Annotated in this window: 9 protein-coding genes; all 9 read left to right on the top strand. The window is 30.7% G+C overall.

Annotation, left to right across the window (positions count from 1 at the left end; genetic code table 11):
- Positions 1–6: 6 nt before the first annotated feature.
- Positions 7–2,091, top strand: a complete 2,085-nt coding sequence (locus tag Q1A46_RS17005) for a fibronectin type III domain-containing protein (protein WP_299681681.1) — start codon at positions 7–9, stop codon at positions 2,089–2,091.
- A 2-nt stretch (positions 2,092–2,093) separates the two neighbouring features.
- Positions 2,094–14,543: a T9SS type A sorting domain-containing protein gene (locus Q1A46_RS17000; RefSeq protein ID WP_299681678.1), complete on the top strand. Its 12,450-nt coding sequence runs from the start codon at positions 2,094–2,096 to the stop codon at positions 14,541–14,543.
- 539 nt (positions 14,544–15,082) lie between these two features.
- On the top strand, positions 15,083–15,250 hold the full coding sequence (locus tag Q1A46_RS16995) for a hypothetical protein (RefSeq protein ID WP_299681675.1): 168 nt from the start codon (positions 15,083–15,085) through the stop codon (positions 15,248–15,250).
- 128 nt (positions 15,251–15,378) lie between these two features.
- On the top strand, positions 15,379–15,795 hold the full coding sequence (locus Q1A46_RS16990; RefSeq protein WP_299681672.1) for a hypothetical protein: 417 nt from the start codon (positions 15,379–15,381) through the stop codon (positions 15,793–15,795).
- Between the two features lie 123 nt (positions 15,796–15,918).
- The gene (locus tag Q1A46_RS16985) at positions 15,919–17,775 is read left to right on the top strand and encodes a DNA topoisomerase IV subunit B (RefSeq protein WP_299621593.1); all 1,857 of its coding nucleotides are present in this window, start codon (positions 15,919–15,921) and stop codon (positions 17,773–17,775) included.
- 192 nt (positions 17,776–17,967) lie between these two features.
- Entirely contained in the window at positions 17,968–20,664 is a 2,697-nt protein-coding gene (locus Q1A46_RS16980; RefSeq protein WP_299681669.1) for a DNA gyrase/topoisomerase IV subunit A, read from the top strand.
- The gene (locus Q1A46_RS16975; protein ID WP_299681667.1) at positions 20,665–21,000 is read left to right on the top strand and encodes a DUF2834 domain-containing protein; all 336 of its coding nucleotides are present in this window, start codon (positions 20,665–20,667) and stop codon (positions 20,998–21,000) included.
- On the top strand, positions 20,993–21,826 hold the full coding sequence (locus Q1A46_RS16970) for a mechanosensitive ion channel family protein (RefSeq protein ID WP_299681664.1): 834 nt from the start codon (positions 20,993–20,995) through the stop codon (positions 21,824–21,826). Before Q1A46_RS16975 ends, Q1A46_RS16970 begins: the two co-directional genes overlap by 8 nt.
- A 78-nt stretch (positions 21,827–21,904) precedes the next feature.
- A complete protein-coding gene (locus tag Q1A46_RS16965) occupies positions 21,905–23,941 on the top strand; it encodes a S9 family peptidase (RefSeq protein ID WP_299681661.1) in 2,037 nt (678 codons plus the stop codon).
- Positions 23,942–23,954 lie beyond the last annotated feature (13 nt).

Below are 23,954 nucleotides of genomic sequence, written 5' to 3'. Positions count from 1 at the left end.
ATGAAAATGTCTAGGTTGATTACATTATTAATGATATTGTTTTCTATTAATAATGTTTTTTCACAAAAAGAAATTGTAGCAGAAGAAGCTGGAGTTAAAGCTATAGCTACAGTCAATAAAAAAGCAATCATGCTACGTTGGGGAGTTAACACTCCTTCAGCTTGGAAAAGAGCAAATAAATATGGTTTTACTATAGAAAGAAAGACCATTATATCAAATAATGAAATCTTAGAAACTCCCATTCTAAAAAAATTAAACTCTACTCCTCTAAAACCAAAACCAATGATGGAGTGGAAAGAATTTACTCAAAAGAATACGAATGCAGCCATAGCTGCACAAGCACTATATGGTGACAATTTTGATGTTGAAATGAATAATGGAGGTAATGGAATCATCAGTATATTAAATCAAGCACAAGTATTAGAACAACGATTTATTTTTGCAATGTATGCCGCCGATCAAGATTATGAAGTTGCAAAATTTTCTGGATTAGCTTTTGTGGACACTTCAGTAAAAGAAGGTGAACGATATTTATATACTATTAAAGTAGCTGAACCACAGGGGAAATCTGATATAAAACACGGTGGTGTTTATTTAGGATTATCAGATGAAAAGCCATTACCAAAACCAAAAGAATTTGTTGGTGTTTTTAAAGATAAAACAACAATTTTAAGTTGGAATTATGCAATAGTAAAACGTTTTTTTACAAATTACATTATAGAAAAATCAGAAGATTTAGGAAAAACATTTACGCCTTTAACCAATACTCCTATAGCAAATTTAGGTGAAAGAGAAGTAAGACCTTCTAATAGGATGATGTATGTTGATAGTCTTTTTCAAAATGATAAGATATATCAATATAGAATTAAAGGAATTTCTCCATTTGGTATTGAAGGTCCTTATTCTAATATAGTTTCAGGGAAAGGAGTTACACCTTTAATTCATAATCCTTTTATAACAGAAAATAAATTTTTAGAAGATGGAACAGTTGTGCTTCAATGGGATTTTCCAAATGAAGGCTTACAAACTTTAAAACGATTCGAATTATTAAGAGCAGATAAACCAAAAGGAAAATATTTTGTAATTAACAATCAAATCAGCAAAGGTACAAGGAGTATTAAGTTAACAAATTTAAAGCCTATTAATTATTATAAAATAGTAGCTGTTGGTACAGATGGAACTACAAGAGAATCTTTTCCTAAAATGATTCAACCAGATGATAATACTCCTCCTGCAATCCCAACAGAAATTGTAGGAAAAGTAGATACATTGGGTATTGTTAGATTAAATTGGAAGCAGAATACAGAATTAGATTTTCTTGGTTACCGAGTTTTTCGCGCAAATTTAAAAGATGATGAGTTTACTCAAATCACTTTTAAACCAATACAGAATAATCAGATTGTAGATACAATCAATATAAAGACACTTAATAAGAAGATTTACTATAAAATACAAGCTTTAGATAAAAGGTATAATCCTTCTAATTTTTCTGAAGTTTTAGAATTGAAGAGACCAGATATTATTCCTCCATCACAACCTGTTTTTTCTTCTTTTAATGTAGATAAGAAAAATGTAATACTAACTTGGGTAACTAGTTCTAGTCAAGATGCTGTAAGTACTTTGGTTTATCGAAAAGAAAGAGGGTCAGATTTACCATGGCAACTTTTAGCAACTATAGCATTACCTAAGAATAAATTTACAGATACAAAAACAGAAATAGGTAAAAATTATTTGTATACAATTCTAACAGTCGATGATTCTGGTTTAGAATCTGAACCGATTACTCCTTTAAAAGTAAAGATTTCAGATAATTTACCTAAACCAGAGATCAATAAGTTTGAAGCTTATGCTAATAGAGAGGAAAAATTTATCAATTTGAATTGGAGATATTCTGTTGAAAATGTAGAAGAATTCATTTTATACAAAGGACAAGAAGGAAAACAACCTACTATGTATAAAATTTTTGATAAAAATACTACCAAGTATAAAGATAAAGAATTGCTAATCAATACTAACTATAAATATTTGCTTCAAGCTGTTTTTACATCTGGAGCAAAATCACCCATTAAAAAAATTGAATTAAACTATTGATTATGAGAAGAATATTACTGTTGATTTTTATATTACTTTCTGTACTAGAAAATTTCTCACAAGAATATAAATTATCTTATAGATTTAGATTAGAACATACTAAACTTCAGGATATTTGTACAGATAGAAATAATTATAAACTTATTGCATATTTAAATAGTGGTAAAACTGTAGTTTTAAAAGAATTTGGTCCCAAAAGTTATTTTTCAAATATTAATGTTACCGATGAATTGATATTTAAAAATAACGATAAAATTAATTATATAAGATTTACATCTTACGTAAATGATGAAAATAGTTGGGGAGGATGTCATTCAGGTGACTATTCTGATGTTAGATTTGATATGCCTAATTATCCATGCTATGAAAATTCAAGATCAGGTTTCATGAATAAAAACTTAAGAACTATTCATAGTTATTTTAAGTATACACTCACACCTGTAACAAAACTTACTTATGCTGATAATTCATCTACTAATATCACAAAAATTGTATGTCAAAATGAGAAAATATCAATAAACTCAATACCAGGCTTTGATAATACACATAAAAACCAGATCTACAAATGGGAATTTGAAGATAATGTTAATACGGTAAGAACTATTACATCAGCTTATAACAATTTATTGAATGCAAGAGATGATGCATTTCAAAGATATCTTGATTGTGAAGTATCAACAGGAGGAGGTGGTGGACCTGGTGATATTGATTTTTTAAGAAGATCTAGAGGATCAAATACTGATCCTCCAAAAAAGAAAAGTTCAGATGAAGATATGTTGTTTAGAGTACCAATTTTGGGAGGTGGAGATCCTAGCCCAGCGTGTAGATATTTATATCAAAGATTTTTACAAGCAAGTCAAGCTGTAGACAATTATACTGGAGAAAAATATTTTGATAAATCAGTTTGGAAAAATTTAAATTCGATAATTGGACAAAGTAATGTTTCTTTAGGACTATCTGATTTTTATTCTAATGAAACTGATCAAATGAAGGCTCTTAATAATAAAAAAATAAGAGTAAGAATGAATCCTTCATGTAATGGTATTACTGATATTTCAAATATATTAACTCTTCAATTTTTACCTGAACCACCAAAAGTAGCTAAAAAGCCAACATTTGATTCTCCAAGTTGTTCTTATGATGAAGTTAGTAATTTGAAATTGTTTTTTGATCGTCAATTATACGATAACGAAGAAATAAATGTTTCTTTAAATAAAGAACTTGATGATCATTCTGTAATTACTTGGAATGTTAATACTAATATAACTAGGTTAAATGAAGAAGCTGATGGAACCTACAGTTATTCTTGGCAGAAAGATGTAGATCCGGATAGATCAGGTAATTTACTAGAAGATGGTAATTATAAAATAGAGGTTTCAGGTTATAGAAAAAATAGTTTTGGGAATTTAGTTCAGAATTGTGTAGAAATAGAATTCCCGACTAATGAAAAAGAATTTTATGAAATAAGAACGCCTGAACCAGTATTATTTTTAAATGCATCTTCTCAAAAGCATCAAAGTTGTCCAGGGGTCAATGATGGTCAGATAAAAGTAAAAGCTGCAGGAGGTTCTAATACATATAAAGTTTATGTTAACGGAGTCTTTAAAAAGACGTTTTCAGCTCCTTCACCTGGAGGTGTTGCTGAAACTATAGTAGATGGCTTAGCTCCTGGTAGTAAAAATGTTACAATTTTAGATTCTAAAAATTGTGAAGCTAGAGATGATAGAAATAAGGTAATAGTTAAAAAAGTTACTATTAATGTTGCAACAGCTATAGTACAAAATTCAATACCTAATTCAGCAGTCACTCATCCTTCAGATGAAAATAATAAAGATGGAACTATATATGTTAGTGGTGTATCTGGAGGAACTATGTTTAGTGGAAATACTTATAAGTATGTAATATTTTTAAATGGTAATAGTGCTACAGTTACAACTGAAAAGACCGCAGCTTCAAGCGGATTTACAATAACAGGTTTACCTCCTGGAACTCATATTATCAGATATACAGATGCGAACGGGTGTTCTAAGGATTTCACTTTACCAACAATTATTAAACCAAATCCTGTAGATTTCACTTTAACTAAAAAAGATGCAGAATGTTTTGGTGGAAATGGACAGTTAGTAGTTTCAGGTATCAAAGGTGGTTATGAAAAATATACCGTAACATTAAAGAGAGGTTCTACGACATTAAAAACTTTAAGAAACATAGTAAGAACTTCTACTATAACAGAGAACTTAAAGAAAGGAACTTATACTGTTATAATTAAGGATTCTAGAAGTGGAGGAAGAACAAAAAGTATTACTATTGGTGAAGTTTCTGCTATCGTTATAAAAGATATAGTTATTTCTCCTATCAAATGTAATAGAGGAAATGCTGAAATTAAAATATCTGCAACAGGAGGGAAAACAGGTACTATTTATCAATATGGAATTGAAGAATCTGGAATTGTAAAGTGGCAAAATAATAATTCTTTTGAAGTTAAAGCGTCTACTTCAGGCTTCCGTTTTAAAGTTAGAAGTAAAAATTTACCTTCTTGTGAGTCTGCTTTTTCTAGTTCTGGAAAGATAGATCAACCTACAGAATTATATGTAAATCCAAATCCTACTGTAACTCATAATAATATTAATGGGGGAGCAAAAGGAAGTATTAGTATTGCTGTAAGCGGAGGAACTAAAAATTATAAAATTACATGGAAAAAAGATGGTGGTAATATTTCTAATGTAGGAGCAACTATTACAGAATTAAAAGCGGGTAAATATATTGCAACAATAACAGATGCTAATAAATGTGTTATTACTTCAAAGGAGATTATAGTTGATGAACCAGAAGAGTTAAAAGTTTATGTTAGTATTCAAAAAGAAATAACCTGTAATGGAGAAAAGGGAATTGTAAAAGCCAATCCTACAGGAGGAAAAGGAACTTACACTTATAAATGGTATAAAAACGGTAGTATAATTTCTGGCGCAACAGACCCTACTTATGAAGGGACTTCTGGTGATTATAGCGTTGTAGTTTACGATTCTTACACTAATAAGCCTAGTGAAATTAAAAAATTGACTCAACCTAAGGCTATTACTTTTAGTTTAAAAGGAACAGATATAAGTTGTTTTAATTTAAATGATGGAAAAATTGAAATTTCTGTTTCTGGAGGTCAAGGAGCTCATTATTATTCGATAAATAATACGTCTAACTTTCAGCCAATTTCTAGTTTAAATAGAAATACAATTGAAAATAGAAATGATGGAACTTTCCAAATATACATTAAAGATGATCTAAACTGTATAGTTGGTCCAAAATCAGTTGCAATAAAACGTCCAACGGCTATTGTTTTAGGTTTTCCTATTATTACTAATAACGATATTATTAATCAGAGTATTGGTGCCATAACAGTTAATGTTTCAGGAGGTACTGGGAATTTCGATTATGAATGGACGAGTACTGATGCTTCTTTTGTAGGAACTAATTCTGCAACTATTTCTAGTTTACGAGCAGCAACTTATACTGTTGTTGTTAAAGATAAAAGTAATAATAGTTGTTTTGTTACTGCAAATTATGTGGTAAAAGAGCCTTCTCCTTTAACAGTGGCTTTATCTCAAACAAAATTAATAGAATGTTTTGGTGAAGAAACTGCTGAAATCTTAGCAAAAGTAAGTGGTGGTTTTCCTATTGAATCAAAGCCTTCAGATTTTGAATATCGCTGGTATAGACTAGATGGAAGTACTTCAACATTATTAAATCCTACTAATATAAGATTAGATCGTATATCAGGATTAAAATTTGGTTCATATAGAGTTGATATCAAGGATCGTAAAGGAGTAACAACTTCTAAGACAATCAATATAGCTCAACCGTCTCAAATTAAAATCTCTCTAATAGATAAAACAAATGTTTCATGTTTTAAAGGTACTGATGGGGAAATTAAAATTAGTGTTAAAGATGGAACTCCGTTTGATACATCAACAGGTGCAGAGCCTTATACGTATGTGTGGACTAAAGTAGGAGATGCTAGTTTTTCTAGTACAGATCAAAATATTCAAAACTTAGAAGCAGGTGAGTATTATGTAGAAGTTACCGATAAAAATATATGTTCTATAACTTCTCCTATATTTTTAATTACTCAACCTCCAAAAGAATTAAAAGTAACTAAAGCTGTTAGAAATCATTTAACAGGGTTTGAAAAAGGTGATGGAAGTATTATAATTGAAGTTGATGGAGGAACAACTTCCGATTATAAATATGAATGGAGATTAAAAGATCAAACTGATGTTATTAGTAATGACAAGAATCTTGTTGGTGTTCAAGCTGGATTTTATCAATTAACATTAACTAATGAAAAGTGTACAATTCTTTCTGAGCTTTACGAAATTAAGCAACCCGCAAAATTAGAAGTTAGTGAAATTGTACAAACTGGTGAAATTAAATGTAATGGAGATGAATCTGTAGATTTATTAGCTAATGTTGTAGGTGGTGTTAAACCTTATACTTACTCATGGATCAAAGAAGGTGAAACTACTAAATTAAGCTTAACTGAGGAGCTATTAAAAAGAGGAGCCGGAGATTATATAATAACAGTAACTGATAAAAACAATAATACTGCGGATAAAAAAATAACTATAAACGAGCCGCCGGTATTACAAATTTTAGATACAAATATCATTACTACAAATGTCTCTTGTTTTGGAGAAAAACAAGGAATAATTAAAGTTACTGCAACTGGAGGAGTAGGAGATTATTCTTACAGTTGGAGCAATGGTGAAACAGGTTCAGAACTTACTGGTTTAGCAGCAGGAGAATATACTGTTACTGTAATAGACAAGAACTTAGTATGTAAGTTTGAAAAGAAAATTGTAATTACCCAGCCTGAAAAATCATTAAATATTAAAGATTATTTAATTACTGATACTAAAAAATTTGGTTCAAGTGATGGTGCAATTTCTATTGAAGTTGAAGGAGGAACTCTTCCTTATACTTATGAATGGAAAGATACTTCAGGTACAATTTTAACAAATACAACTGCAAATCTAATAGGAATTAAAGCAGGAGATTATTCAGTAACTATTACAGATGCTAAAGGTTGTGAAATTAATTCTAAATATACTGTAGATCAACCTGCTAAATTAGAATTGACGATTACGAAGAAAGATATTTCTTGTTTTGGTGAAAAAGGATTCGCAACAGTTAGTGTAACAGGTGGAATTAAACCTTACAAGTATTCTTGGACAGAAAAAGGAGAAATTACGGAGTTAAGTGCTACTACAGAATTGTTAAATAGAAGCGGAGGAACTTTTGTAATTAAAGTTACAGATGCAAATGATATTGTAATAGAAGAAGAAGTAACGATTATTGAGCCTCCAAAATTAGAAATATTAAATTCAGATGTTATTGTTACTAATGTTTCATGTTTCAATGGAGATGATGGAACTATTAAAGTAAAAGCTATTGGTGGAGTTGGTGATTACTCATATAGTTGGAACAATGGAGCTTCAGGAGATGAACTCACAGGATTAACTGCTGGTGAATATGTTGTAACTGTGATTGATAAAAACTTAGTATGTAAGTTCGAAAAGAAGATTGTAGTTTCTCAACCTACAGCCGAACTTAGTATAAAAGATTTTACTGTTACAGATGCAAAAGGGTTTAATTTACCTAACGGAGCAATTTCTATTGAAGTTGAAGGAGGAACATCACCTTATACTTACGAGTGGACTGATGCTTCTGGTACTATTTTAACAAATACAACAGCTAATTTAACAGGAGTTAAAGCAGGAGAGTATACTGTTAAAGTTACAGATGCTAAAGGATGTTACATAAATCCTAATCCAAAATATACGATTAATCAACCACCATTATTAGAAGTTAGAATTGATAAAAATGATATTCCTTGTTTTGGTCAAAAAGGATCAGCTACTGCTATTGTAACTGGTGGAGTTAAACCTTATACGTATTCTTGGACGAAAAAAGGAGAAACTACTGAATTAAGTAACACATTAGAATTACTAAATAGAGATAAAGGAACATATGTAGTAAAAATTACAGATGACAACGGTATTGAAATAGAAGAAGAAGTTACTATTATAGAACCTCCGTTGTTAGAAATTTTAGATACTAATATTATAGTAACTAATGTTTCTTGTTTTAGAGGAAATGATGCTACAATTAAAGTAACTGCAACTGGAGGAGTTGGCGAATATGTCTATAATTGGAGTAACGGATCTACAGGAAGTGAACTTACAGATTTAAGAGCAGGTGAATATACTGTTAAAGTTACTGATAAGAATTTAGTTTGTGCATTTGAAAAGAAAATAATCGTTTCTCAACCGTTAGCGCCTTTAAGTATAAAAGATTATACTATTACAGATGCAAGTGGATTCGATTTATCTAATGGAGCAATTTCTATTGAAGTTGAAGGAGGAACTCTTCCTTATACTTATGAATGGACTGATGCTTCTGGTACTATTTTAACAAATACAAAAGCTAATTTAACTGGAGTTAAAGCTGGTGATTACGCAGTTAAAGTTATTGATGCTAAAGGATGTGAACTTAAGCCTAATCCTACTTATACAATTGACCAACCAGCAAAGCTTGAAGTTAGAATAGATAAAAATGATATTCCTTGTTTTAGTCAAAAAGGATCAGCAATCGCTAATGTAACAGGAGGAGTTGAACCGTATGTATATTCATGGAAAGAAAAAGGAGAGACTTTAGAGTTAAGTACTACTTCAGAATTATTAAACATTAGTGGTGGTGTTTATGTTGTTGAAATTGAAGATAAAAATGGTAATAAAGTAGTACAAGAAGTTACTATTATAGAACCTACATTATTAGAAATTTTAGATGCCAATGTAATTGTAACTAATGTTTCTTGTTTTGGTGAAGATGATGCAACTATTAAAGTAACCGCGACAGGTGGAGTTGGAGAATATGTATATAATTGGAGTAACGGATCTACAGGAAATGAGCTTACAGGTTTAAAAGCAGGTGAGTATATTGTTAAAGTAACTGATAAGAATTTAGTTTGTGCGTTTGAAAAGAAAATAATCGTTACTGAACCGTTAGCGCCTTTAAGTATAAAAGATTATATTATTAAAGATGCAAGTGGATTCGATTTATCTAATGGAGCAATTTCTATTGAAGTTGAAGGAGGAACTCTTCCTTATACTTATGAATGGACTGATGCTTCTGGTACTATTTTAACAAATACAACAGCTAATTTAACTGGATTTAAAGCTGGAGTATATACAGTTAAAGTTAATGATGCAAAAGGTTGTGAAATTTCTCCTAATTACACAATTAATCAACCAGAAAAACTAGAGGTTAAAATAGATAAAAACGATATTTCTTGTTTCGGTCAAAAAGGATCAGCAATAGCTAATGTAACAGGAGGGGTTGAACCGTATACTTATTCATGGATTGAAAAAGGAGAGACTTTAGAGTTAAGTTCTGCTCCAGAGTTATTGAATATTAGTGGTGGAGTTTATGTCATTAAAGTTGAAGATAAAAATGGAAATAAAATAGAAGATGAAGTTACTATTATAGAGCCATCTTTATTAGAAATTACAAATGTAGAAACTACAGATGTTACTTGTTATAAAGGTTCTGATGGAAGAATAGAAATAACAGTTGTGGGTGGTGTTACACCATATTCTTATAAGTGGACACATACTAGTATAAATGATAATATTTTAGAGAATATAGAAGCTGATACTTATAATGTTATTATTACTGATGCTAATGGTTGTTCTGTAGAACGAGAAATAATAATCAACCAACCAGAAGAGTATGCAATAGATAAAATAAAATTAGCACGTCCAACTTCTGAAACTGTAAATGATGGTGATATAGAAGTTATTATAGTTGGAGGTGAAGCACCATACAAATATGTTTGGGAAGATGAGTCGGGTTCTACAATATTAGACGAATCTACTAATTTAAAAACTAGTAAAATAGAGAATTTATCAGAAGGTAGATATACAATTACAATAACTGATGCTAAGAATTGTGTACTTTCAGAGACTTATAATTTAGCTAATCCAGGAGAGTTATTAGTTTCTATAGAACAAACTCAAGAGATTTTCTGTTACGGAGAAAGTAATGCTATTTTAGATGTAATTACTATAGGAGGCGCAGGAGGAAATAGATTCCAGTGGTTTAATGCAACAACAAATTCTGTAATCGGATCAGATAAAGAGTTAAAAAATATTCCAGCAGGTAGTTATTATGTAATTGTAAGTAATGCAGAAGGTATTGAAGAAAAGAGTTCAATATTTACAGTTACTCAGCCAGAAAAAGTAGAAGTATCAATTAGTCAAGTTAATGCATCTTGTTTTGAAGCAACTAATGCGAGTTTCAAAGTTGATGTTACAGGAGGAACAGGAACTTATGAGTATAGATACACAAATACTTTAGGATATACTGCTTGGACATCTATTACTGGAAATTCTATAACAATAGAAAATCTAATTAAAGGAGATTATAAAGTTCAAGTAAGAGATGTAAATAACTGTTTGGCTACAGATGCAGCTGGAAATTCAGAATATGAAATCAATATTACTGAGCCTACTAAATTAGAACTTACCAAAGAAGAAGTTGTTAATGTAAGTGGATTCGGATTATCTAATGGGTCAATCATAGTTGAATTAACAGGAGGAACACCAGTATATACTTATCAATGGTTCGATGCTATTGGGACTTCAATTGGAGGAAATTCTACTGTTTTAGATAACATTGTAGCAGGAAAATATCAATTAGTTGTAGAAGATATTAAAGGGTGTCGTCTAGTTCAAGATTATGAAGTAACACAACCAGATTTATTAGAAGTATCATTAAATCAATTATCAATTATTAGCTGTGAAGGTTCTTCAAACGGATCAATTGAAGCTATTGTAATTGGGGGTGTTAAAGATTACACATATAGTTGGTATGAAGAATCATCAGCTACTGTAATTGGTACAACAAATATTCTTTCAGATTTATCACCAGGAAAATACTATGTTGTCATAAATGATGCTAATGGAAATACAGTTCGTAGTTCAAGTTTTGAATTTACAGAACCAACAGCATTAGAGTTATCATTAGCTTCTGAATATACATCTTGTGAAGTAGGAAATTATTGGACAGTTACTACTACAGTTACAGGAGGAACAGCTCCTTACCGATATATTTGGAATAATGGAGATAGTACAGCAAATTTAAACAATGTAGCTTCAGGATTATATGAAGTAACAATTGTAGATGCTAATGGTTGTAAGATTAATGATATAGTTAATCTACCTGCTCATAAAGAATTCAAGTTTACAAAAGAAGATATAGTAAATGTAAGTGGATTCGGATTATCTAATGGATCAATCACAGTTGAATTAACAGGAGGAACACCAGGATATACTTATCAATGGTTCGATGCAAGTGGAACTTCAATAGGAGGAAATTCTACTGTTTTAGATAACATTGTAGCAGGAAAATATCAATTAGTTGTAGAAGATACTAAAGGATGTCGATTAGTTCAAGATTATGAAGTAACACAACCAGATTTATTAGAAGTATCATTAAATCAATTATCAATTATCAGTTGTGAAGGTTCTTCAAACGGATCAATTGAAGCTATTGTAACAGGTGGAGTTAAAGATTATACATATAGTTGGTATGAAGAATCATCTGCTACTGTAATAGGTACAGCAAATGTTCTTTCAGATTTATCACCAGGAAAATACTATGTTGTCATAAATGATGCAAACGGAAATAAAGTCCGTAGTTCAAGTTTTGAATTTACAGAGCCAACAGCATTAGGATTATCATTAACTTCTGAATACACATCTTGTGGAACAGGTAATGACTGGACAGTTACTACTACAGTTACAGGAGGAACAGCTCCTTACCGATATATTTGGAACAATGGAGAAACTACAGCAGATTTAAATAATGTGATTTCAGGCTTATATGAAGTAACAGTTGTAGATGCTAATGGTTGTAGTATTAAAGACACAGTACGTTTAACAGCTCCAGCAGAATTCAAGTTTACAAAAGAAGATATAGTAAATGTAAGTGGATTCGGATTATCTAATGGATCAATCACAGTTGAATTAACAGGAGGAACACCAGGATATACTTATCAATGGTTCGATGCAAGTGGAACTTCAATAGGAGGAAATTCTACTGTTTTAGATAACATTGTAGCAGGAAAATATCAATTAATTGTAGAAGATACTAAAGGATGTCGATTAGTTCAAGATTATGAAGTAACACAACCAGATTTATTAGAAGTATCATTAAATCAATTATCAATTATCAGTTGTGAAGGTTCTTCAAACGGATCAATTGAAGCTATTGTAACTGGCGGAGTTAAAGATTATACATATAGTTGGTATGAAGAATCATCAGCTACTGTAATAGGTACAGAAAATGTTCTTTCAGATTTATCACCAGGAAAATATTATGTTGTAATAAATGATGCTAATGGAAATACAGTTCGTAGTTCAAGTTTTGAATTTACAGAGCCAACAGCATTAAGATTATCATTAGCTTCTGAATACACATCTTGTGGAACAGGTAATGATTGGACGGTTACTACTACAGTTACAGGTGGAACAGCTCCTTACCGATATATTTGGAATAATGGAGAAACTACAGCAGATTTAAATAATGTAATTTCAGGCTTATATGAAGTAACAGTTGTAGATGCTAATGGTTGTAGTATTAAAGATACAGTTCGATTAACAGCTCCAGCAGAATTCAAGTTTACAAAAGAAGATATAGTAAATGTAAGTGGATTCGGATTATCAAATGGATCGATTACAGTTGAATTAACAGGAGGAACTCCAGGATATACTTATCAGTGGTTTGATGCAAGTGGAGTTTCAGTTGGAACAAACTCAAATATCTTAGATAATATTGTAGCTGGAAAATATCAATTAATTGTAGAAGATACTAAAGGATGTCGTTTAGTTCAAGATTATGAAATAACACAACCAGACTTATTAGAAGTATCATTAAACCAAACTTCAATTATTAGTTGTTTAGGTGCTAATAATGCTTCATTAGAAGCTACTGTAACTGGTGGAGTTAAAGATTATACGTATAGTTGGTATAAAGAAGGTTCTAGCAGAATTATAGGAACTACTAGTCAACTTTCTGATTTAGCTCCAGGGAACTATTATATTATAATTTCAGATGCAAACAGAAATACAGTTCGTAGTTCAAGTTTCGAAATAACAGAACCAGATGCTTTAGAGTTAACTTTAGCTTCAGATTATACGTTATGTGGTACTGGAAATGATTGGACTATTACTACAAATGTTAGTGGTGGAACTGCACCATATCGTTATGTTTGGAATACCGGAGAAACTAGTGCAAATTTATCAGATGTAATAACAGGTAGCTACGAAGTAACTATTGTAGATGCTAATGGTTGTTCTGTAACTAAAGAAATAGAATTAGTTACACCACCAGAATTAATTATTAGTGCTGAAGAAACAAATGATCCAAAATGTTTCAATGGAAGTAACGGTAATATTAAAATAGAAGTATCAGGAGGATTAGCTCCATATACTTATGAGTGGAATAATGGAAATACAACTAATACTAATAATAATTTAACTTCAGGAACTTATGAAGTAATAATTACAGATAGTAAAGGTTGTATAATTTCTAAGGCTTATGTTTTAGCAAATCCAGATGAAATCGAATTCTCTTTAGGTGAAGATGTTACTTTATGTAAAGATCAAACTTATGTTTTAAATGCTACAATAGATAACGGTGTTTCTTACGAATGGTCTTCTACTAACGGATTATCTAGCACAGAACGTGTAATAGAAGTGTCTGAAGAAGGAATATATTCTGTTGTCATAACTAACGAAGATGGATGTATTATTACTGACGAAATAGAGATTAAACGCACTAGAGATGATATTTCATCAAATTTCTTAGTTTCTTCCATTGCTTATGTAAACGAGCCAATCGTAGCGGTAAATGTTAGTGATCCTGCTCCAGATGATTCAGAGTGGATTTTACCTGCGAATGTGAAGTTAAATGAAAAAACCGATGAATATGTCGAGTTTTATTTTGAAGAAGCCGGAGAATACGAAATAACATTATACACTAAAAAAGGAGAATGTGAGGCGTTTCAAACAAAAACTGTTTTCATCACTGAAAAAGAAATTGGAGACGATAATACTGGTTCTGATGAAGCAAACGGACAAACTCCATTAATAACAGACTTTAATATCTATCCAAATCCTTCTTCTGGAGTATTTGCCTTAGATTTAGAGTTAAAAGAACAGAGTGATGTAAGTGTTAAGATTTATAGTTTACTAAGTAACGATATGATCGATTATAAGAAAGTAGAAAATAAGAAAGAATATAAGATCGATTATAACTTAACTATGGTTCCAGGTTTATATTTCGTATTAGTTGAAACTCAAAACGAAAAGCTGGTTAAAAAGATTATCATTAGATAATAAATTATATAAATAATAAAAGAAAAAACTCTGCTGATTACATAATCAACAGAGTTTTTTTTATTCATTTAATAATCCTTCTAAGTTTAAAATATCCCTTGTAATTGGTTTTAATTCTTGTTTTGTTTCAGGATGAATTCCTCTATCTGTAAAAAACTCACGAATATCATCATTATTTTTTCCATACCAATAGTTAGCAACTCCTTTAGTGAAAAACGTGTAACTAGTGTCTAAATCTATTTTTTGAAAGTTTTCAATATCTATCTTATTCTAAACTCCAAATAATCAGAATATTTGCAGTGTGATTGGTCGGGGAATTAAAAATATACTAAACGATTACATCACTTAATTAAGAGTTCTACATCAGTTGATTTTAAAAGAAGGGAAGCTTTTAAATAATATTGATTAGACATCTCACTTCCCGCGAAAGAGTAGCGCGCCTCTTTTAAAAATTCTATGTCAAAAACCGACATGGCCTGAATCTGAGCAAAGTGCTCGGACAGGATAAATATTATCAATTTTTAAAACAGAATTTTATTATGAAACGCATTTTTATAATATTCGCATTTATCATAGGGAACAGTATATTTACTTCATGTTCAGATTTAAATGAAAAACAAATACAAGAGTTAGATATACAACAAGAAATTCAAAATACTACAAGGGAAGATGGCCAAACTCCTGCAGAAGATGATGAAGAAGATTAAAATATTAATTTCTTGAGTCATTTTAAAACTGTTAATTAATATTTAGCTAACTATCTCATAAAGCAGTTTTTCCTTTAGACAGAAATTTAAAAGATAATTTTAACTGAGTTAACCTTAATACATATATAATGAAAAAAATCACTCAGATTATTGTTTTTTTAGTAGCTACATTGTTTGTATCAAACATAACAGCACAAAACTTAGTAGATAATTCAAATACTATTATTGAGACTAAAACAAAAAAAGAATTAAATAAGAAATCATCAGAATTTGCTGTAAGAATCAAATTAGAAGACAGATACGGAAATGAAGTTCCAGCAGCAACTTTACCTGGATATTATGCATATAATGTAGAAACAAATACATATTATTATGCAGATGATAGGAGAGAAGAAGATCTTTTTACAAACTTACCGGCTGGTACATATCGTTTCGATGCTTACGATGGATATTTTGATGGAGCAAGTAGTACAATGGTTACATTATCAAATGCTTTAGTTGTTAATGATGAAATTATAGTAACACTATCTTATTGGTCAGAATAATTTTATTTCTTTTAGATTAATAATCAAAGCATTAAAAACTCTGTTAATAACTATGTTGACAGAGTTTTTTATTTTTTCTAGGTAAATCTTATTTTAGCATACACTTCATTTTTCTCAGATTTTATGGCGCAAGAAACTAAATATACCGAAGATAATATACGATCACTCGACTGGAAAGAGCATATCCGTATGCGTCCAGGTATGTATATTGGTAAATTAGGAGATGGTTCTTCTCCTGATGATGGAATATACATTTTAGTAAAAGAGGTACTCGATAACTCTATTGATGAGTTTGTAATGGGTACAGGAAAAACAATTGAAGTATCTATCCAAGGTAATAAAGTTATTGTTCGAGATTACGGTCGTGGTATTCCTTTAGGAAAAGTTGTCGATGTAGTTTCTAAGATGAATACTGGAGGAAAATACGACAGTAGAGCCTTTAAAAAATCTGTAGGATTAAATGGAGTTGGTACCAAAGCTGTTAATGCATTATCTACATATTTTCGTGTGGAAAGTACGCGTGATGGAAAATCTGCATCTGCTGAATTTGAGAAAGGAAATCTTACAAATCAAGATCTTTTAGAGGAAACAACTAGAAGAAGAGGAACGAAGGTTACTTTTATTGCAGATGATGCCATATTTAAAAACTATAAATATCGTCCAGAATATGTAATTCGTTTATTAAAGAATTATGTATATCTGAATCCAGGATTAACTATAGTTTTTAACGGAGAAAAATATTATTCTGAAAACGGATTAAAAGATCTTTTAGAAGATAATAACAATGTTGAGGACATGCTATATCCGATCATCCATTTGAAAGGAGATGATATAGAAATTGCTATGACACATAGCAAAACTCAATATTCAGAAGAATATCATTCGTTTGTAAACGGACAAAATACAACACAAGGTGGTACACACCAAGCTGCATTTAGAGAGGCTGTTGTTAAAACTATTCGAGAATTCTACGGAAAAAACTTCGATGCTTCAGATGTTCGAAAATCAATTATTGGAGCAATATCCATAAAAGTAATGGAACCTGTTTTCGAAAGTCAAACGAAAACCAAATTAGGTTCTACTGAAATGGGAGGCGGATTACCAACGGTAAGAACTTACATCAATGATTTTGTAAAAACAAAATTAGATAATTTCTTACATAAGAACACTGTAATTGCAGAAACGCTTCAAAAGAAGATTTTACAAGCTGAAAAAGAGCGTAAAGAATTATCTGGAATCCGAAAGTTAGCAAGAGATCGAGCTAAGAAAGCAAATCTTCATAATAAAAAATTAAGAGACTGTAGAATTCACTTCGGAGACACTAAGAAAGAAGATTATTTAAATACCACATTATTTATTACCGAGGGAGATTCTGCATCTGGATCTATTACAAAATCTAGAAATGTAAATACTCAAGCGGTTTTCAGTTTAAAAGGAAAGCCTTTAAACTCATATGGTTTAACAAAGAAAATCGTTTACGAAAACGAGGAGTTTAACTTACTTCAAGCGGCATTAAATATAGAAGATGGATTAGAAGGTTTACGTTACAACAACATTGTAATCGCAACCGATGCCGATGTCGATGGAATGCACATTAGACTGTTATTAATTACATTCTTTTTACAATTCTTCCCAGAAGTAATAAAAGAAGGACATTTATATATTTTAGAAACGCCACTTTTTAGAGTTCGAAATAAAAAAGAAACGCATTATTGTTATTCAGAAACAGAAAAACAAGCTGCTATCGCCAAGTTAAGAGGTAAACCAGAGATAACACGATTTAAAGGATTAGGTGAAATTTCACCAAACGAATTTGTACACTTTATTGGAGACGATATTCGTTTAGATCCAGTAATGTTAGATAAAGAAATGTCTATCGATCAAATGTTACAATTCTACATGGGAAAAAACACACCAGATCGTCAAAAGTTTATTATCGAAAATCTAAAAGTAGAGCAAGATTTAATAGAAGAAAGTTAAAATGAAATTAAATAGAGGCTTAATATTAATAGCTCTTTTTTTTATTTTTCTAATGTTATTTTCAATAAATTTCAACGAGATTACTGATGACGGTAACTATGCAGCTTTTATAACAATAATAGGTCTAGCTATTTTTATATTGTTAAGATCAAAAAAGTAAAAAAATCAAAAACGTACAAACGTTTATAATACATGAGCGAAGAAAACAATAATTACGAACACGACGAAGAATTAACAAACGAAAACCAAGTTGAAAATACAGAGACCATAACTAAGGTTACGGGAATGTATAAAGATTGGTTTTTAGATTATGCTTCGTATGTAATCTTAGAACGTGCTGTTCCGTCTATTGAAGACGGATTTAAACCTGTACAGCGTCGTATCATGCATTCTATGAAAGATTTAGATGATGGGCGTTATAATAAAGTAGCAAATATTGTTGGTCACACCATGCAGTATCATCCACACGGTGATGCTTCTATTGCAGATGCCATGGTACAAATGGGACAAAAAGAGTTGCTTATAGATATGCAAGGAAACTGGGGTAATATCTTAACAGGAGATAGAGCTGCGGCTTCACGTTATATCGAAGCACGTTTATCTAAATTCGCTTTAGATGTTGTTTTCAATGCTAAAACTACTGAATGGCAACAATCTTATGATGGTAGAAAAAAGGAACCTATAAATCTTCCTGTAAAATTTCCTTTATTATTAGCACAAGGAGCAGAAGGTATTGCAGTAGGTTTATCAACAAAAATTTTACCACATAATTTCAATGAGTTAATTGATGCTTCCATCAAATATCTTAGAGGAAGAAACTTTACTATAGTCCCAGACTTTTTAACTGGAGGAATTGCAGATGTCTCTAATTATAATGATGGTAAACGTGGAGGAAAAGTTCGTGTAAGAGCAAAAATCTCTCAGTTAGATAAAAAAACATTAGTAATTACAGAAGTTCCTTTCGGAACAACAACTTCTTCGCTTATTGATAGTGTTTTAAAAGCAAATGATAAGGGTAAAATCAAAATCAAGAAGATTGAAGATAATACAGCTGCTAATGTAGAAATATTGGTGCACCTACCACCAAATGTATCTCCAGATAAAACTATAGATGCATTATATGCTTTCACAAATTGTGAAAATTCAATTTCTCCGTTGTGTTGTATTATTGAAGATAACAAACCAATTTTTATTGGGGTTTCTGATGTTTTAAAACGTTCTACAGATTTCACTGTTGATTTATTGAAGCAAGAGTTAGAAATTCAATTAAATGAATTGGAAGAGCAATGGCATTTTTCTTCATTAGAACGAATTTTTATTGAAAATAGAATTTATCGTGATATTGAGGAACAAGAAACTTGGGAAGGTGTAATTGAAGCAATTGATTTAGGTTTAAAACCTCATACTAAGCATTTAAAACGTGAAGTTACTGTAGATGATATTGTAAAGCTTACTGAAATTCGAATTAAGAAAATTTCTAAGTTCGATATTGATAAAGCGAAACAGTTTATAGAAAGTTTAGAAGAGAAAATAGCGGAGGTAAAAGAATATTTAGATAATCTTATCGAATTCGCTATTGATTACTTTAAAGAACTAAAAGATAAATACGGAAAAGGTAAAGAACGTAAAACTGAAATCAGAATCTTCGATGATATTGTAGCTACAAAGGTAGTAATGCGTAATGCAAAGCTTTATGTGAATAGAGAAGAAGGTTTTATCGGAACGTCGTTAAAGAAAGACGAATTTGTTGCAGATTGTGCAGATATCGACGATATTATTGTTTTCCGCGAAGATGGAGTAATGCAAGTTACCAAAGTAGATTCTAAAACGTTTGTTGGTAAAGGAATTATCCACGTTGCAGTTTTCAAGAAAAAAGATAAGCGTACGGTTTATAACCTAATTTATAAAGATGGTACTCGCGGACCAAGTTACATGAAACGTTTTAATGTAACTTCTATCACAAGAGATCGAGAATACGATTTAACGAATGGAAATAAAGGTTCTCAAGTACTGTATTTCTCTGCAAATCCAAATGGAGAAGCAGAAGTTGTTACTATTTTACTACGTGCTGTAGGAAGTGTTAAAAAGCTAAAATGGGATTTAGATTTTGCTGATTTAGCAATTAAAGGAAGAAGTGTTAGAGGTAATTTAGTTACTAAACATAGCGTTAAAAAAGTAGAGTTTAAAGAAGCTGGTGTATCAACATTAAAACCACGTAAGATTTGGTTTGATGATACTGTGAGACGTTTAAATGTTGATGAAAGAGGAGAGTTATTAGGAGAGTTTAAAGCTGAAGATAAAATTCTAATTGTAAAACAATCTGGAAAAGCTAAAGCAGTAACACCGGATTTAGCAATGCATTTCGATAATGACATGATTGTCTTAGAAAAATGGAAACCTAATAAACCAATTTCTGCAATTTATTACGACGGTCATAAAGAACGTTATTATGTGAAACGTTTCTTATTAGAAAGTACGGATAAAGAAGAAATATTTATCACAGATCACGAAAAGTCGCAATTACAAATAATTGCTACAGATTACCGTCCAATGGTAGAGGTGATTTTCTCTAAGAGAGCTTTGCCAAGTATGAAAGTAAATTTTGAAGAATTTATTTCTGTAAAAGGTATAAAAGCAATCGGAAATCAGTTGACGGCAGCTAAAATTAGAACGGTAAAAACTCTAGAGTCATTACCTTATGAAGAACCTGAAGAAGAAAAGGTTGAAAATATAGAGGTGAATGAAGAAGAGTTAGTACAAGATAGCGATACTAATGTCACAGAAGCAGATGAATCTTTAGATAAAAAAGAGAAGGCACGTAAAGCATTAGAAGCTGCCATTAAAAAGAAGAAAGAAGGTGATGATGAAAGTCAAACAGCATTATTTTAAATGAAACTAAAGTATTTGTACTTATTCTTGGCAATATTGGGTATGTGTTATACTTGGTATTACAATATTCAATATTTCCAAACAGCAGCTGATCCATCATTTTTGAACTTTTTCGCAGATGCAAAAGTCAATTTTGCTGGTAAGTCGTTAAGTGCAGATTTATTAGTAGTCGTTTTAACTTTTTTTGCCTTTTATATACCAGATGCAATTAAACTTAAAATTAAGTATTGGTGGATTTTAATTCCGCTAACCTTTATTATTGCTGTAGCTTTTACGTTTCCTTTGTATTTATATTTAAGAACAAACGCATTAGAAAAAAGAAATTCAGTTGGATAAAATCTCTCCATATTTTGATTTAAATACACCTTTAGGTATTACACTTTATATCCTAATAGTATTGCTAGTTTCTTGGGGAATTTCTAGATTGATCAGACAAATCATTTTAGTTGTTATTAAGTCCAAAAAATCAGAACGTTTTGGTAGAACGAGTATTCAGTTTTTACGTAATTCAGTAAAGTTTTTTGTAGGAATATTTGCTCTGATTTTTATTGTAATGACAATACCAACTTTACGTAGTAAAGCAACAATAATTTTCTCAGGTGCTGGTATTATTGCAGCAATTATCGGTTTCGCTGCACAAGCAGCTTTATCGAATTTAATAGCCGGAGCTTTTATAGTAATTTTTAAACCTTTTAGAGTTGGTGATTATATTAAACTAGATGAGGCTAGAGTTGGTATTGTTGAAGACATAACTCTACGTCACACAGTAATTAACAATTTTGAAAATAAACGTTTAATCATTCCAAATTCTGTAATTAGTACCGATTCTGTATTAAATCATACTATAGAAGATTCTCACGTTTTAAGCTTTAATAATTTTAAAATCGGATTAAGAGCAAATATAGATTTAGCACGTAAAATTATTCAGGAAGAAGCTGTAAAATTACCTATGGTAATGGAAACTGAATCTAGTGATAGTATTGATGTTCGAGTAATTGATATTCATGAAACCTATATTCATATGAGAGCTTATGTTTGGATGAATGAACCATTTCAAGAATTTAGAGGAAAATGTGCTTTAAAAGAAGCTGTCCACAAGCGTTTTATTGAAGAAGGAGTTGATTTACCTATTCCAATTAATAAAGTGGAGAGAATCGATTAAAAATTGCTTTTACAAACAACGAAATATTAATTAACCTATATAAAATTGCTATCAATAAAAAGATAGCTATACATCACTATGAAAAAAACATCATCAATTATCATATTGATTTTTTTTGCATTATCTATTACTGCACAAAATCTTAAAAAACCATCTTTTGAAGAAATTATTTCCTTAAACACTATAAGAAATGTAGTGCTATCACCCAATGGTAAACATTTTATTTTTTCAAAAGAAGCAACAGATTGGAAAGAAAACCGATTTGATTCTGAATTATGGATTTCTAAAGATGGTCAAGAACCTTTTCAATTAACGAATAGTAAAAATAGTAGTTCATCTCCAAAATGGTCTCCAGATGGAAAATGGATTGCTTTTTTGTCTAACAAAGGATCAGGTAATCAAATCTATGCGATACGAGTAATTGGTGGTGAAGCAATTCAGATCACAAATTCTAAGAAAGGAATATATAATTTTGAATGGTCTCCAAATGGAAAAAAATTAGCATACATTCAATCTGAAGATAATTCGAAATCAACTAAAAAGATTAAAGATAAATTTGGGAGTTTTAAAGTTGAAGATAAAGAGTTTAATCAAAATCAACTTTGGATTACGAATTTCAATCCTAAACTTTTAATGGATAAACCTCTGCCAAGTACTTTAAAAGATTCTGTTTATAAAAGTAATTTAGAAGCAAAGTTATTAATCGGAGACAAAGCTTTTTCAATCACAAATTTTAAGTGGTCTCCTAATGGTAAAAAAATTGCATTTACACATCAACCAGATCCGTTAATAAATTCAGCATTTAAGGCAGATATTTCAATTTATGATATCGATTCAAAAGTTCACAAAGTACTTGTAAAAAATGAAAGTTATGACGGATTAATAGATTGGTCACCTGATAGTAAATCTATTTTGTATTCATCTAGTCTAAAAGATTTTACTGAAAATTATTATAGAAATGAGAAATTTTTTAGAACAGATATTGATGGAACTAATACCAAACAATTAGCTAAAGATTTTGATGAGATTTTATCTGATTTTCAATGGAATGAAAAGGGGATTTTTGGTTTAGCCTGGTTAAAAACAAAAAGAGCTCTAATAAAAGTTAATCCTAATACAGGGAATTATGAAATAGTTCCTGTAAAGCATAGTAAAATTTGGAGTTATTCTTTTTCTAAGGACAACAAAAAAGTAATGTATACTGGTAGAGATAATAATCATTTATCAGAAATTTACAAGACGGATTTTACATTCAAGAATCCAGTTCAAGTAACAAATTCTTCTGAACAAATAGATAATTGGGCAGTTGCAAAAAGTGAAGTCATTTCATGGAAAAGTAAAGACGGAGAAGTAATAGAAGGAGTGTTAAACAAACCAATGGATTACGATTCTAAGAAAAAATATCCATTGTTGGTGATTATTCATGGAGGTCCAACAGGAGTTTCAATTCCTGGTCCAACAGCTTCTTATGTATATCCAATGGTACAATGGGTTAATAAAGGAGCGTTAATTTTAAGACCAAATTATCGTGGTTCTGCTGGATATGGAGAACGTTTTAGGTCTTTAAATGTTAAAAATTTAGGAGTTGGTGATGCTTGGGATGTAATGTCTGGAATTAAACATTTAGATAAAAAAGGAATGATTGATACTGATAAACTTGGTGTTATGGGATGGAGTCAAGGAGGTTATATCTCTGCTTTTTTAAGTACTAATACCAAAGATTTTAAAGCTATATCTGTCGGTGCAGGAATTTCTAATTGGACGACGTATTATGTAAATACAGATATTCATCCGTTTACTAGGCAATATTTAAAAGCTACACCTTGGTCTAATAAAGAAATTTATGAAAAAACTTCTCCGATGACTAATATAACTAAAGCGGTTACGCCAACTTTAATTCAACATGGCGAATATGATGGTAGAGTTCCTATTGCAAATGCGAATGAATTATATCAGGGGCTAAGAGACAATGGAGTACCTACTAAATATATTATTTATAAAGGATTTGGTCATGCAATTACGAAACCAAAAGAGCAATTGGCAGCAACTTGGCATAATTGGCAATGGTTTTTAAAATATATATGGAATGAAGAGGTAGAATTACCAAAGGAATAAATTAAAAAGCAGA

This window comes from uncultured Tenacibaculum sp. (assembly GCF_947502995.1).
GTDB lineage: Bacteria > Bacteroidota > Bacteroidia > Flavobacteriales > Flavobacteriaceae > Polaribacter.
This window is presented reverse-complemented; position numbering and strand designations above follow the sequence as displayed.

What these genes read in the sequence shown, in the direction of transcription:
- Q1A46_RS17005 (WP_299681681.1), top strand. Translation starts at nt 7, where the DNA reads ATGTCTAGGTTGATTACATTATTAATGATATTGTTTTCTATTAATAAT.
- Q1A46_RS17000 (WP_299681678.1), top strand. Translation starts at nt 2,094, where the DNA reads ATGAGAAGAATATTACTGTTGATTTTTATATTACTTTCTGTACTAGAA.
- Q1A46_RS16995 (WP_299681675.1), top strand. Translation starts at nt 15,083, where the DNA reads ATGAAACGCATTTTTATAATATTCGCATTTATCATAGGGAACAGTATA.
- Q1A46_RS16990 (WP_299681672.1), top strand. Translation starts at nt 15,379, where the DNA reads ATGAAAAAAATCACTCAGATTATTGTTTTTTTAGTAGCTACATTGTTT.
- Q1A46_RS16985 (WP_299621593.1), top strand. Translation starts at nt 15,919, where the DNA reads ATGGCGCAAGAAACTAAATATACCGAAGATAATATACGATCACTCGAC.
- Q1A46_RS16980 (WP_299681669.1), top strand. Translation starts at nt 17,968, where the DNA reads ATGAGCGAAGAAAACAATAATTACGAACACGACGAAGAATTAACAAAC.
- Q1A46_RS16975 (WP_299681667.1), top strand. Translation starts at nt 20,665, where the DNA reads ATGAAACTAAAGTATTTGTACTTATTCTTGGCAATATTGGGTATGTGT.
- Q1A46_RS16965 (WP_299681661.1), top strand. Translation starts at nt 21,905, where the DNA reads ATGAAAAAAACATCATCAATTATCATATTGATTTTTTTTGCATTATCT.